General features: G+C 66.4%; 11 protein-coding genes. 10 read left to right on the forward strand and 1 reads right to left on the reverse strand.

All coding sequences use genetic code 11. From position 1 onward, the window contains the following. Window positions 1-108: 108 nt before the first annotated feature. The 10 genes from serA (at window position 109) to I6F31_RS23040 (ending at window position 12,665) form a co-directional block, all read left to right on the forward strand. Window positions 109-1,353, forward strand: coding sequence for a phosphoglycerate dehydrogenase (gene serA, locus I6F31_RS22995; RefSeq protein WP_036014487.1), 1,245 nt, complete (start codon window positions 109-111; stop codon window positions 1,351-1,353). A 108-nt stretch (window positions 1,354-1,461) separates the two neighbouring features. Then, window positions 1,462-2,481, forward strand: a complete 1,020-nt coding sequence (locus tag I6F31_RS23000) for a patatin-like phospholipase family protein (RefSeq protein WP_036026863.1) — start codon at window positions 1,462-1,464, stop codon at window positions 2,479-2,481. A 3-nt stretch (window positions 2,482-2,484) separates the two neighbouring features. After that, complete coding sequence (locus I6F31_RS23005; protein ID WP_225133969.1) at window positions 2,485-3,939, forward strand: SLC13 family permease; 1,455 nt, start codon at window positions 2,485-2,487, stop codon at window positions 3,937-3,939. A gap of 92 nt (window positions 3,940-4,031) precedes the next feature. Continuing rightward, on the forward strand, window positions 4,032-5,693 hold the full coding sequence (locus tag I6F31_RS23010) for a tannase/feruloyl esterase family alpha/beta hydrolase (protein WP_225186155.1): 1,662 nt from the start codon (window positions 4,032-4,034) through the stop codon (window positions 5,691-5,693). A 49-nt stretch (window positions 5,694-5,742) separates the two neighbouring features. After that, window positions 5,743-6,192, forward strand: coding sequence for a MarR family winged helix-turn-helix transcriptional regulator (locus tag I6F31_RS23015; RefSeq protein WP_225147301.1), 450 nt, complete (start codon window positions 5,743-5,745; stop codon window positions 6,190-6,192). Between the two features lie 14 nt (window positions 6,193-6,206). After that, window positions 6,207-6,977 carry an enoyl-CoA hydratase gene (locus I6F31_RS23020; protein ID WP_225147302.1) on the forward strand — a complete coding sequence of 257 codons (771 nt, stop codon included), beginning with the start codon at window positions 6,207-6,209 and terminating at the stop codon, window positions 6,975-6,977. A 110-nt stretch (window positions 6,978-7,087) separates the two neighbouring features. Then, window positions 7,088-9,169, forward strand: coding sequence for a methyl-accepting chemotaxis protein (locus tag I6F31_RS23025; protein WP_225186156.1), 2,082 nt, complete (start codon window positions 7,088-7,090; stop codon window positions 9,167-9,169). Between the two features lie 125 nt (window positions 9,170-9,294). Further along, entirely contained in the window at window positions 9,295-10,233 is a 939-nt protein-coding gene (locus I6F31_RS23030) for a dihydrodipicolinate synthase family protein (protein ID WP_036026912.1), read from the forward strand. 354 nt (window positions 10,234-10,587) lie between these two features. Continuing rightward, a complete protein-coding gene (locus I6F31_RS23035) occupies window positions 10,588-11,988 on the forward strand; it encodes a selenium-binding family protein (RefSeq protein ID WP_225147304.1) in 1,401 nt (466 codons plus the stop codon). Window positions 11,989-12,071: 83 nt separating this feature from the next. Further along, on the forward strand, window positions 12,072-12,665 hold the full coding sequence (locus tag I6F31_RS23040) for a hypothetical protein (protein ID WP_109145408.1): 594 nt from the start codon (window positions 12,072-12,074) through the stop codon (window positions 12,663-12,665). A 3-nt stretch (window positions 12,666-12,668) separates the two neighbouring features. Here the strand turns inward: I6F31_RS23040 and I6F31_RS23045 are convergent, their stop codons facing one another. Continuing rightward, window positions 12,669-13,367 carry a DUF1045 domain-containing protein gene (locus tag I6F31_RS23045; RefSeq protein ID WP_109145407.1) on the reverse strand — a complete coding sequence of 233 codons (699 nt, stop codon included), beginning with the start codon at window positions 13,365-13,367 and terminating at the stop codon, window positions 12,669-12,671. Between the last annotated feature and the right edge of the window lie 4 nt (window positions 13,368-13,371).

A 13,371-nucleotide genomic window follows, 5' to 3' on the forward strand; every position in this document is an offset into this window, starting at 1 on the left:
AAGCGCATCCTCGGCTCCGGCCGTCTTCTCCCCGTATCCGTTCCCTATTGTGCTGCGCACCGCCCGCGGTCTATGTGCGAAGGCAAAGCTGCCATCTACGGAGATGCCATGTCCGCCCCAGGCCAAAGCCCTGAGCGAAGCGCCAAGGCGCTGCTGCTCGAAGGCGTCAATGATAGCGCTGTCGACCTGTTCGCGAGCGCCGGCTTCACCAATGTCGAACGGCTGACCAAGGCGCTGGACGGCGCGGATCTGCGGCACGCGCTCGAGGGCGTGTCGCTGCTCGGCATCCGTTCGCGCACGCAGATCACGGATGAGGTTCTGGCGGCGGCCGGCCAGCTTCTCGCGGTCGGCTGCTTCAGCGTCGGCACCAACCAGGTCGATCTTTCGGCGGCGCGCAAGCGCGGTATTCCCGTCTTCAACGCCCCGTTCTCCAACACGCGCAGCGTCGCCGAGCTCGTCATCGGCGAGATCGTGATGCTGCTGCGGCGGATCTTTCCGCGTTCGGTGTCGGCCCACGCGGGGGGCTGGGACAAGTCGGCGGCGGGCAGCCGTGAGGTGCGCGGCCGCACGCTCGGCATCGTCGGCTACGGCAATATCGGCTCGCAGCTTTCGACTTTGGCCGAAGCCATGGGCATGCGCGTGATCTATTTCGACCGCACCGACAAGCTTCGCCACGGCAACACCGAGCCGGTCGAGAAGCTGGAAGATCTGCTGGCGCAGAGCGACGTCGTCAGCCTGCACGTGCCGGAGACGCCGGAGACTGCGGGCATGATCGGCGAGAGGGAGCTGCGGGCGATGAAGCCGGGCTCGTTTCTGATCAACAACAGCCGCGGCACCGTGGTCGATCTCGATGCGCTGGCGCGTGCCTTGCGCGACGGTCATCTCGCCGGTGCGGCCGTCGACGTCTTTCCCGTCGAGCCTTCGTCGAATGCCGATCGTTTCAATAGTCCCATTCAGGGCATCGAGAACGTCATCCTCACCCCCCATATCGGTGGGTCGACTGAGGAGGCGCAGGAGCGCATCGGCGGCGAGGTCGCGCGAAAACTGGTCGACTATTTCATTACCGGCTCGACGATGGGCGCGGTCAACTTCCCGGAGGTGCAGCTGCATCTTCGTCCCTCCGGTGCACGCTTCAGCCATGTCCATCGCAACGTGCCCGGCATGTTGCGGCGGCTGAACGAGGTCTTCCTTCAGCGCGACATCAACATCGCCGCGCAATATCTGGAGACCGCCGGCGACCTCGGCTACGTCGTGCTCGACGCCGATCTCGGCGGTCAGGATTCCGGCGAGCTGCTGCGGCAGATCCGCGGCCTCGAGGGAACGGTCGGGGCGCGGCTGGTATTTGAGCACTAAACCGCCCACGTTCCGGTTGCATCTTGCGGCCGGTGCTCCCACACTGCGGTCGAATTCGACGTGTTCCAATCACGTCGAATTTGAGCTTCAGTTGCGTGAGTGTCCGCCATGGAACGGGACGCCGTACTGATTGATCTCGCGCTGCAGGGCGGCGGTTCGCATGGCGCCTTCTCCTGGGGTGTGCTCGACCGTCTTCTGGAAGAGAAATGGCTGGAGATCGCCGCGATCTCCGGAACCTCCGCAGGCGCGATGAATGCGGCGGTCCTGGCGGACGGGTGGACGGCCGGCGGCGCCGAGGGGGCGCGTGAGGCGCTCGACCGATACTGGCGTCGTATCTCGAAGGCCGCGGCCTTCAGCCCGCTACAGCGCTCTCCGCTCGACCGCTTGATGGGGCGCTGGACCCTCGATACGTCGCCGTTCTACATCCTCACCGATTTGATGTCGCGTGTGCTCTCGCCCTACGACCTCAATCCTACCGGTTACAATCCGCTGCGCGCGGTGCTGGCCGAGAGCATCGATTTCGAACGGCTCGTGCGCTCGCCGATCCAGCTATTCATCACCGCGACCCGGGTACGCACCGGGCGCGGACGTATCTTCCGCAACGCGGAGATCACGGCCGACGTGCTGCTGGCATCGGCCTGTCTTCCAACCATGTTCCGCGCGATCGAGATCGACGGCGAGCCCTATTGGGACGGCGGCTATGCCGGCAACCCGACCATCACGCCGCTGGTCCGCGAAAGCGACGCGCATGACACCATTCTCGTCCAGATCAATCCGACCGAGCGGCCGGAGCAACCGCGGACGGCTGCGGAGATCCTCAACCGTCTCAACGAAATCTCCTTCAACTCGCCGCTGATGAAGGAGCTGCGCATGATCGCGCTGCTGCGCCAGGCGGCCGATCCGGGCAGCGGCGAGGGCGCGCGCTGGGCGAAGATGCGCACGCACCGGATCAAGAGCGACATGCTGGCGAAGTTCGGGGCCTCCTCGAAGCTCAACGCGGAGTGGGAGTTCGTCTCGATGCTGCGCGCCGAGGGACGCATGGCCGCGGACAACTTCCTCGCCGAGCACGGCGCGGAGATCGGCCGCCGCTCGACCGCCGATCTCGATGTCCTGCTGTCGGAGTGCTGAGGCATGGGTCTCCTCGGCCTCCTCGTCGGACTCGGTCTGCTCGTCCTATTCGCCTTCCGCGGTTGGAGCGTCCTGCTGCTCGCGCCGTTCGCCGCACTCATTGCTGCGTTGTTCGGCGGTGAGCCGCTGCTCGCGAACCTGACCCAGGTGTTCATGGTGAACGCGGCGGGATTTCTGGCGCAGTTCTTTCCGATCTTTCTGCTTGGTGCCGTCTTCGGCAAGTTGATGGACGACAGTGGCGCGGTGACGTCGGTCGCCGGCTTCATGGCGGAGCGCCTCGGCGAACGCCGCGTGATCCTGGCGGTCGTGCTCGCCGGCGCGCTGGTCACCTATGGTGGTGTCAGCCTGTTCGTTGCGTTCTTCGTCATCGTTCCAATGGCCCGCTCGCTGTTTCGTGCCGCTTCGATTACGCCTCGTCTGATCCCGGCCGCGATCGTGCTGGGAACGTCGACCTTCACCATGTCGGCCCTACCTGGCACGCCGTCGATCCAGAATGCGATTCCGATGCCGTTCTTCGGCACGACGCCGTTTGCCGCGCCGGGCCTCGGCGTCGTCGGCTCGCTCATCATACTCGGCGCGGGATTGTGGTGGCTGCATCGCGCCGAAGCTGCGGCGCGCCGCGCCGGGGAAGGCTATGGCGACGACGCCGAGGGCGCGATCGAGCAGGCCGCTGCTGACGAGCTCGTGCGCGAGCGCGCGACGACTGCCCGCGAGTTCGATCCGGCGGAGCTACAGCACGGTCATCGCAGCGAGCGGCCGTCGCCCGTGCTGAACGCCATGGCGCCGCTCGTCGTTGTCGTGACCGTCAACCTGGTGATGTCGCTGGTGGTGCTGCCGCGGCTCGATGTCAGCTATCTCGCCGAGCCGCGCTTTGGCGACACGACGCTTGCGGCGGTCGCAGGCGTGTGGTCGGTCGCGGTGGCGCTGGCTGCCGCCATCGTCACGACCATCGCGCTGAACTGGGCGCGCCTGCCGGTGCTGCGCCGGACCATGGACGCCGGGGCCAATGCGTCGGTCCTGCCTGCGTTCAGCGTCGCCAGCCTCGTCGGCTTCGGCGCCGTCGTGGCCTCGCTGCCGGCGTTCACGATCGTGCGCGACTGGGTGCTGGCGATCGAAGGGGGACCGCTGGTCTCGCTCGCCGTCGCGACCAACATCCTGGCCGCGCTGACCGGGTCGGCGTCGGGCGGCCTGACCATCGCCCTCGATGCTCTCGGCCCGACCTATGTCGAACTTGCCGCGCGCCACGGCATCGACCTTGCGCTGATGCATCGCGTGGCGGTGATCGGCGCGGGAACGCTGGACATCCTGCCGCATAACGGTGCGGTGGTCAGCCTGCTCGCGATCTGCGGCCTGACCCATCGCGACAGCTATTTCGATATCGTCATGGTCGGTATCGTGACCTCGCTCCTGGCGCTGCTGGCGGTGATCGCCCTGGGCACTGCGCTGGGCTCGTTCTGACGGAAAGCCGGCGTCAGCGATTGACGGACGGGCGAAGGTTGCATTGAATGCGGCCAAGTGCCGAACGCAACAGGACAAGCCGGGTTGAAACGATGAAGCGCAACAGAGCGAAGCTGTGTGCATGGCTGGTGGGCACTGCGGCCGCAATGAGCGCGAGTGGTGCCTCAGCGGCAACGCTGGCCGAAGACGCCGAGACCGTCTGCAAAGGCCTCGTCGGCGGCGCTGACGCCGTGAAGATCAATTCCGCGACCCTGCAGGCGCCGTCGCAATTGGCCGTGGCCGAGCGCGGGCCGACGCCGTCAGCACGCATCACGCCGGCCAATCCGCGCTTCTGCAAGGTGCTCGGCCATATCGATCCCACCGATCCCACGGCGCCCCCGATCAAATTCCAGGTCAACCTTCCCGTCGAATGGAACGGTCGCTCGCTGCAATATGGCGGCGGCGGCTTCAATGGTGTGCTGATCACGGGCCTTGCGCTGCCGCCGGCCTATCCCTTCGACAGGCCCTCGCCGCTGGCGCGCGGCTTCGTCACCTACGGCACCGACTCCGGCCACGAGACCAAGCAGGGCGAGCCGCCGCAGGTCTTTGCGCTGAACGACGAAGCGTTCGAGAATTTCGCCCATCGCGCCTACAAGAAGGTGCGCGACGCTGCGGTCGGGCTGATGCAGCGTGCCTACGGCAGGAAGCCGGAGAAGCTGTACTTCATGGGCTCGTCAGAGGGCGGCCGCGAAGGCCTCGCCATGGCGCAGCGCTATCCCGACGATTTCGACGGCATCTTCGCCCGTGTGCCCGTGATCAACTGGGTCGGGCTGCAGCATGCCGGCACGCGCTCGGGTCTCGTCACCATGGGCGAGGGCTGGATCAACCCGGCGCAGGTCAAGCTCGTAGGCGAGGCCGTGCGCGCGGCTTGCGACAAGGCCGACGGCTCCGACGATGCGCTGGTGCAGGATCCCGTCGGCTGCAAGGCGGCGTTCAAGGTCGAGACGCTGCGCTGCGCGGCCGGGCAGAGCGGCGACCAGTGTCTCACCGATGCACAGATCAAGGCGGTGAACACGCTGCACGCCACCTACAAATTCCCCTTCGCGCTCGCCAATGGTCTCGACGATTATCCGGGCTGGGGCGTCTCCGGCGAGGACATCCCCGCGGTCGGGCCGACCGGCGGCTGGGTCTCCTGGTGGCTCGGCACCGCGCCGCCGGCGCAGCCGCCCGCGCCGAACAACGGCATCGCCTGGATCTACGGCGCCGGCGGCATCCAATATGTCTTCGCGCGCGATCCGAAGCTCGACGTCACCACCTACAAGGTGGAAGAGCACAAGGCGCGGCTGCTCGAGGTGTCCAGCCTGATGGATTCCACCGATCCCGATCTCAGTCGGTTCCGGGCGCGGGGCGGCCGGCTGATCGTGCTCGAGCACATGGCCGACTACGCCCAGAGCCCCTATGCCGGCATCCGCTACTTCGAGAGCGTCGAGCGCAAGATGGGCAAGGCCGAGACCGCGGAGTTCGCGCGCCTCTACACCGCGCCCGGCGTCGACCATGTCGGCTCCGGCGCGCCCGCCAATGTCGACATGCTGAGCGTGCTGGTCGACTGGGTCGAGAATGGCAAAGCGCCCGGCGACTTAGAGGTCAGGGAGCAGAAGGTCGAGGCGCCGTCGTTTGCCGCGACGCGCTCGCTGCCGCTGTGCCGCTGGCCGGCCTGGCCGCACTACAAGAGCGGCCCGGTGACGGAAGCGGCGAGCTTCACCTGCGCGCCATAACCAAGAGGGCCCGTTTGACAACGCGCCTGCGTTTCACTATCTATTTCGCATGCGAAATAACAGCGCCGTCGCTCGGCATCCCCGGCTGATCTACTTGCTGAGTGTCGCCCAGCGCCGGCTGCAGCGCTGGATGGCGGCGCGGCCCGAGAGCGCGGTGACGCCGGCGCAGGCGGGGCTACTGTTCATCCTTGGCAAGCAGGATGGCGTCCTGATGGGCGAGGCTGGGGCGGCGCTCGACATGGGACCGGCCGGCATTTCGGGTCTCGTCGACCGGACGGTGGCTGCGAAACTGGTCGAGCGGCGGGCCGATCGCGAGGACGGCCGCGCCTTTCGCATCTGGCTGACGCCGAAGGGGCGCACCGCGCTGGCGCAGGCCAAGACCAGCGCGGCGGAGGTCAATGCGGCGCTGACGGAAGGTTTCACGGCCGCGGAAATCGACATCGTCGCACGCTGGCTGACGAGCATTCAGGACAAGTTTCCAAGACGTTCAGACGAATAACACGGAGCAGACTAATGACCGAGCACGTCCGGATCGAGAATAGCGGCGGAGTCCTCACCCTCACGCTGGCACGTCCCGACAAGAAGAACGCGCTGACGGATGCGATGTACGGCAAGCTCGCCGATGCGATCGAATCCGCCGAGTTCGACCCATCCGCCCGCGTGATCCTGATCCGCGGCGAGGGCGACATGTTCACCGCCGGCAACGACGTCGGCGAGTTCGCGGCCGTCGCGGCCGGCAAGTCCGAAGGCAGCCGCAACGTGGTGCGCTTCATCCAGTCGCTGGCGCGTTGCACCCGGCCGCTGGTCGCGGCCGTGCAGGGCCGTGCCGTCGGCGTCGGCACCACGATGCTGCTGCATTGCGACCTCGTCGTGCTCGCCGACAACGCGCAATTGTCGACGCCGTTCGTCAGCCTCGCGCTGGTGCCTGAAGCCGCCTCCAGCCTGTTGATGCCGGCGCGCATCGGCTATGCCCGCGCCTACGAGATGTTCGCGCTTGGCGAAACCGTGCCGGCCAGGTCGGCGCTGGAATGGGGACTCGCCAACCGTGTGGTGCCGCTCGATAGGCTCGATGCCGAAGCGCTTGCGCTGGCGCAGCGTCTCGCCCGCCAGCCGGCCGGGGCTCTCATCGCGACCAAGCGGCTGATGCGCAACGGCGAGGCGCTGGTCGCGCAGATGCAGGCCGAAGGCGAGCAGTTCGCGCAGCGCCTGCGCACCGCCGAAGCGCGTGAGGCGTTTACGGCGTTTGCGGAGCGCCGCCCGCCGGATTTCACCAGAATAGGATAGTATTCCGAATGCGTGCAGGTTGGATCGTTTCGATTCAACTCAAACCTTAACGCAACATTGGCACGTGGCGGTGCAAGGTGGCCTCTCCGGAGAGTTAGGCCCCTTGACCCATGTCCATTTTTAAGAAATCGGTAAGCACGCTTCTCCTGGTCCTGATGACGCTGCTGGCGGCCGGCGCGCTGACCAGCACGGCCATCCAGATGGTCGGGGCTTTCGGCCGCTACAGCGACAGTCTGGAGACCGAGCGGCTCGCGAATGCCGACAAGTCGATCTTCCATGGCGTGGTTGCCCTGCGCAGCAATCGTGGCGATGCCCAGAGCGCCCTGCTCGGTGAGGACGATCCGCGCGCCAAGCTCGGCGTTGCCGAGAAGGCGGAACAGGCCGGCTACGATGCCATCAGCGCGGCGCTCTCTACCGTCGAATTCGCCCGCCGCGACGAACTCGCCAGCACGCTGAAGCAGCGCTGGAGCGAGGCCGCGCCAAAATTCCAGTTGTTCTACGACGAGGCCAAGCTGCCGCGCGCCGAGCGCAAGCTGGAGCGGACTGCGCCCTGGTACGATGCGGTCACCAAGGTGATCGAGACCGCCAATCTCGCATCCACTGCCGTGTCGAACCGCGCCTGGATGAACGATCCTTACATCGCCCGCATGATCCAGGCCCGCCGCCTCGCCTGGCAGGTGCGCGACCGCTACGGCATCCAGTGCTCGACCCTGCGGCCGAACGTCAACGCCAGCAAGCCGCTCGACGATGCCCAGAAGCAGACCGTGGCCGGATGGAACGGCGTCGTCGCCGCCGGCTGGACCGGCATGGAGGAGCTGCTGGCTGCGCCTGACGTGCCGGCCGACCTCGTCAACACGGCCAAGGAGGCGAGGGCCAAGACTGACGGCGCCCTCAAGCAGATCGGCGAGATCACCAAGGGCTTCGACGGCAGCGGCCGGCCCGCGATGCCCGCCGCGGAATGGAACACGTTGTGCCAGGCTCCGTTCGCGTCGATCGTCGCGGTCGCGAGCAAGGCGCTCGACCTGTCGATCGCGCACGCGGAGGCGGTTCAGGCGAAAGCCCTCACCAATCTCATCGTGCAATCCTTCGGCTTCCTGCTCGCACTGGCCGTGACTGTCGCGGGCGTGTTTGTGGTGCGCAACCGGCTGATGCGCCCGGTGCGCGCCATCCTCGACGCCATCGCCCGCATCAGCGCCCGCGACTATGCGACGCCGGTGCCGCAATCGCGGCATCCCGACGAGTTCGGCACCATGGCGGCTGCGCTCGAAAGCCTGCGCGAGAGCGCGGCGACCGCGGAGCGGCTGGGTAAGGAACGCGAATCGCAGCAGGCGCTGCAGCTCGCCCGCTCCGGCACCGTCGATGCCGCCTGCCGCACCTTCGACGACACGGTGCAGGCGGTGATCCGGAGCGTTGCGGCCTCGACGCGGGAGCTCGACGCTACCGCAAGCGGCGTGCGCTCGCTGGTCACGGAATCGAGCAGCCAGACCGCGGCGGTGTCCTCGGCAGCCGAGCAGGCCACCAATAATCTCGAGACCATCGCCGCCGCGACCGAGGAGCTCTCCGCATCCGTGGGCGAGATCTCCGCGCAGGTGCAGTCGAGCGCCCGCGAGGCCCGCGAGGCCGTGGCCCAGGCCGAGCAGACCAATGCGACGGTCGAGATCCTCGATCAGACGGCGAGCCGCATCGGCGAGATCGTGAAGATGGTCAACGCGATCGCGGCCCAGACCAATCTGCTGGCATTGAACGCCACCATCGAAGCCGCGCGCGCCGGCGAGGCCGGCCGCGGCTTCGCGGTGGTTGCAGGCGAGGTCAAGAGCCTTGCGGCGCAGACCGCGACGGCGACGGAAGAGATCTCGCGCCAGGTCGAGGAGATCCAAGGCGCGACCGGCCAGGCGGTCGCCGCGATCCGGTTGATCGGCGGCGCCATCGGCGGCATCGACGAGAAGATGACGGCGATTGCCGCCGCGGTCGAACAGCAGCGCGCGGCCACGACGGAGATCTCGCGCAACTTCCAGCAGGCGGCCCAGGGCACCCGCGAGGTCACCGATACCATCGGCAGCGTCGCCAGGCTCAACCAGGAGACCGGCAATGCCGGGACGGTGCTGTCGGAGTCCGTCAAGAAGATGTCGGCGGACGCCGATCGTCTCCGCGTCGCGGTCGAGGGTTTCCTGGGCGCCGTGAAGAGCGCCTGATTTTCGTACTCTTTCCACCTGATGTCGCGCGGGCATTGCCGCAGCTCGGCACTGCGGGTACATCTGTGCCGCCTCGCTCCCGCGGGCGCGGCGACAGACGCAAGACATCAGGGATGGAGAGTTCGATGCCGGTCACCCCACACAAGGCCCAACGCCCCTATCGCGGCGTGTTCCCGGTCGCGCCCACCATCTTCGACGAGCGCGGCGAGCTCGACCTCGAGGGTCAGCGCCGCTGCATCGATTTCATGATCGACGCCGGCTCGCACGGCATTTGCATCCTCGCCAATTTCTCCGAGCAGTTCGTGCTCACCGATGCCGAGCGCGACACGGTGATGCATGCGGTGCTGGACCATGTGGCCGGCCGGGTTCCCGTGATCGTCACCACCACCCATTTCAGCTCGGCCGTATGCGCCGCGCGCAGCAAGCAGGCCGAGGCGGCCGGCGCCGCCATGGTGATGGTGATGCCGCCCTATCACGGCGCGACCTTCCGCGTCCCCGAGAAAGGCATCGTCGAATTCTTCAAGGTGCTCTCCGGCGCGATCAACATCCCGATCATGATCCAGGACGCGCCGGTTGCCGGCACGCCGCTGTCGGTCGAGTTGCTCGCGCGGCTGTCGCGCGAGTTTTCCAACATCCGCTATTTCAAGATCGAGGTGCCGGGCGCGGCCTCGAAGCTCCGCAGCCTGATCGAGGCGGGCGGCAAGGACATCGAGGGCCCCTGGGACGGCGAGGAGGCGATCACGCTGCTCGCCGATCTCGACGCCGGCGCCACCGGCGCCATGACCGGCGGCGGCTATCCCGACGGCATCCGCCAGATCATCGATCCCTATTTCGCGGGCGATCGCGAAAAGGCGAAGGCCGCCTACGAGCGCTGGCTGCCGCTGATCAACTACGAGAACCGCCAATGCGGCCTGATCGCCTGCAAGGTGATGATGCAGGCCGGCGGCGTGATCAAGTCGGAGGCGGTGCGCCATCCGCTGCAGCCGCTGCATCCGGCGACGCGCGCCGGGCTATTGGAGCTCGCCAAGGAGCGCGACGCGTTGGCGCTCAGGTGGGGGAAGTAATTCTCTCCCCCGTCATTGCGTGAAGCTGTCGTAGGGTGGGCAAAGCGAAGCGTGCCCACCAACTTGCGCGCCCGCGGGAAGAGCGGTGGGCACGGCGCTTTGCGCCTTTGCCCACCCTACGAAGGCTGCGAGGAGCGACTTGTGCGCCCTCGCTCGAAATGAACGAGGGATGCCCATTTCGCCTGAAGGCGTCGAATTAGCGCGTGCCGGGCCGTTCCCCATAGCCCCGCGATGGCATAATGTACGCGCGCCAACCGGCCCTGCGGAGATTCTCAGGACATCGCGCAACAGCTCTTCTTTTGCCACTATCCCGAGCCAGGTTGGTGCAAACCGACAGAACAGGGAGGCAGTGCCATGACGATGAGGCCGGATCCCACCTTTCACGCATCGCCCAAGCTTGCGATGGAAGCGCCTGCGGAGAATTTTGCTTACACCTTGCTGCTCAGTCCGGATTTCTCAAAGCCGGATGCTCTCGCGGTCATCGACGTCAAGCCGGGATCGCCGACCTATAGCCAGATCGTCCACACCGTAACGATGCCCAACAAGGGTGATGAGTTTCACCATTTCGGCTGGAATGCTTGCTCCTCCGCCCTGTCGCCGCTCGCCGGACACGCCTTCATCGAGCGGCGCTATCTCATCATCCCGGGGCTGCGCTCGTCGCGGATCTACGTCATCGATACCAAGCCCGATCCGACGCAGGCCAAGATCCACAAGATCATCGAGCCTGAGGAGGTCTTCAAGAAGACCGGCTACTCGCGGCCGCACACGATCCATTGCGGGCCGGACGGCATTTACGTGAGCACGCTGGGCGGCGGCGGCAAGGACGGCACCAATGGACCTCCGGGCGTCTTCATCATGGATTGCGAGACGTTCGAAGTTCTTGGACGATGGGAGATCGACCGTGGCCCGCAGACGCTGCATTATGATTTCTGGTGGAATCTGCCGCGCGATTACATGGTGACGAGCGAATGGGCGTTACCGCCGCAGTTCGAGAACGGGATCGTCCCGGAAGATCTGCTTGCGAACAAATATGGCCATCGTCTCCACTTCTGGGACCTTCGCGCGCGTCGCAACGTCCAGACCATCGACCTCGGCGCCAATCATCAGATGGCGCTGGAGGTGCGCCCCGCGCACGATCCGGTTCGCGAGTACGGCTTCGTTGGCGTCGTGGTCGACACCACCAACCTCGAAGCGTCGATCTGGACCTGGTGGCGCGAGGACGGAAGATTCCATGCCGAGAAGACGGCGACGATCCCTCCCGAACCCGCGCCCAAGGAGAAGCTGCCGCCGCTGCTGCAGGGATTTGGCGCCGTGCCGCCGCTGGTGACGGACATCGACCTGTCGATGGACGACCGGTTTCTCTATGTCTCGTGCTGGGGCACGGGTGAGATGCGCCAGTACGACGTCAGCGATCCCAGAAAGCCGAAGCTTGCGGGCTCAGTCCACATCGGCGGCATCGCGCGCCGCACGCCCCATCCGAACGGCAAGCCCTTTGCGGCGGGTCCGCAGATGGTCGAGATCAGCCGCGACGGCCGGCGCGTGTACTGGACCAATTCGCTTTATTCCACCTGGGACGACCAGTTCTATCCCGACGGGGTTCCGGGCGTGGAAGTCATGGCCAATGTCGGTCGCAACGGCGGCCTCGAGCTCGACAAGGACTATTTCGTGAGCTTCCCCGACGGATATCGTGCGCACCAGATCAGGCTCGAGGGCGGCGACTGTTCGACGGACTCATTTTGCTACCCGTCGGTCTAGATGGCACGCAGGCGAGCCCGGCCCTTGGCTGGCTGTGGCTCGCGCTTGTTGCGAGCGGTCTCTACCACGGGGTCAATCCGGGAATGGGATGGCCGCTCGCCGTTTCGGCCGGGCTCATGGACAAGAGCCCCCTCGCGCTCTTCCGTGCATTGTGGGCTCTGGCGGCCGGTCACCTCCTGGCAACACTTCTCGTGCTGCTGCCGTTCGCCTTCCTGCTCGTACTGGCCGAATGGCAGCGTCCAATCCAGATCGTCGCGAGTCTTCTCGTCATCGGCTTTGGCGTCTACCGGCTGATCGACCGGCGTCATCCGCGCGCGCTGGCACGAATTCCGCCGACGCAATTGGTGCTCTGGTCATTTGCCGTCGCCATCGCTCACGGCGCTGCCCTGATGCTCGTGCCGATCTATCTCGGGCTCTGCCAGGCCTTCGAGCTCGATGCCGGCCATCAGGCGGCGGGCGCGCTGATGACGGCAAATCTCGGGATGGCGGTGCTGGTGTCGCTGGTGCACGTTGCCGCCATGGTCGGCGCCGGCGGATGTCTGGCGTGGCTGGTCTACCGCCATCTGGGACTGAGGTTCGTCTCGCGAAGCTGGTTCAACCTGGATGCAGTCTGGGCGATCAGCCTCGTTCTGGTTGGCGCGGTGGCGCTCGCTTTCAATCTTGCGACCTCGCGCTGAGGTCTACCGCACCAAAGCCCACTCGCCGATGATGCGAAACCGCGCCTTGGCATCATCCTGCTTGAACAGGGCAATGCGATCGATCGCGAGCGTCTCGATCCCCAGCGCCGCAAACCGTGTTCGCAGCATCTGAAGGATCGGCCCGCGCCGCTCCGCATCCAGCCGCCCCGTCAGCGTCATGTGGAAGCGGAATTCTTCCATCACGTAAGGATAGCCCCAGCGGTCGAGATAATCGCGCTGCCGCTCGCTGAGCTTCTCCGGCTTGCGCCGAGCGCGATCTTCCGCCGTCAGCGCGGCGCGAAACGGGTCGAACTCGCGAACGCAATCAGCGGCAAGTTGCTGGAGCGTTTCCATCGGCTCGGCCGGAATAACGGCAATGAAGCCGCTGATGGCATCGACCACTGGTCGGATCGCCGGGATCGGACGTGTCCTGCCCGCGAAGGCCGCGCAGGCGGCCAGCAGCTCGGCTTCGGTATTGCCAGGCGCCAGCGCCATCGGCGCCTTCAGCGTGGCGTGAAAGCCGTATTTGCGAGGATCGGCGCTGACCTCGCGCCAGTCGGGCGCGGCGTGCAGCGCCTGCTCTGGAAACGAAATCTCGCCGCCGCTGTAGGCGTCATAGCCGAGCAGCTCGGCGCCGAAGCGGGAGAGGGCGCTGTCGCGGCCTGCGGCATAATAGATCGCGTAGCGGGGGAAACCTGTCATTGCC

Source organism: Bradyrhizobium sp. NBAIM01, assembly GCF_020194115.1.
GTDB classification, from domain to species: domain Bacteria; phylum Pseudomonadota; class Alphaproteobacteria; order Rhizobiales; family Xanthobacteraceae; genus Bradyrhizobium; species Bradyrhizobium yuanmingense.

Excerpts from the sequence above, each read along its gene's own strand:
- I6F31_RS23015 (WP_225147301.1), top strand. The coding sequence starts at position 5,743 with ATGCGAAATAACAGCGCCGTCGCTCGGCATCCCCGGCTGATCTACTTG.
- I6F31_RS23020 (WP_225147302.1), top strand. The coding sequence starts at position 6,207 with ATGACCGAGCACGTCCGGATCGAGAATAGCGGCGGAGTCCTCACCCTC.
- I6F31_RS23005 (WP_225133969.1), top strand. The coding sequence starts at position 2,485 with ATGGGTCTCCTCGGCCTCCTCGTCGGACTCGGTCTGCTCGTCCTATTC.
- I6F31_RS23000 (WP_036026863.1), top strand. The coding sequence starts at position 1,462 with ATGGAACGGGACGCCGTACTGATTGATCTCGCGCTGCAGGGCGGCGGT.
- I6F31_RS23010 (WP_225186155.1), top strand. The coding sequence starts at position 4,032 with ATGAAGCGCAACAGAGCGAAGCTGTGTGCATGGCTGGTGGGCACTGCG.
- I6F31_RS23035 (WP_225147304.1), top strand. The coding sequence starts at position 10,588 with ATGACGATGAGGCCGGATCCCACCTTTCACGCATCGCCCAAGCTTGCG.
- serA (WP_036014487.1), top strand. The coding sequence starts at position 109 with ATGTCCGCCCCAGGCCAAAGCCCTGAGCGAAGCGCCAAGGCGCTGCTG.
- I6F31_RS23030 (WP_036026912.1), top strand. The coding sequence starts at position 9,295 with ATGCCGGTCACCCCACACAAGGCCCAACGCCCCTATCGCGGCGTGTTC.
- I6F31_RS23040 (WP_109145408.1), top strand. The coding sequence starts at position 12,072 with ATGGGATGGCCGCTCGCCGTTTCGGCCGGGCTCATGGACAAGAGCCCC.
- I6F31_RS23025 (WP_225186156.1), top strand. The coding sequence starts at position 7,088 with ATGTCCATTTTTAAGAAATCGGTAAGCACGCTTCTCCTGGTCCTGATG.
- I6F31_RS23045 (WP_109145407.1), bottom strand. The coding sequence starts at position 13,367 with ATGACAGGTTTCCCCCGCTACGCGATCTATTATGCCGCAGGCCGCGAC.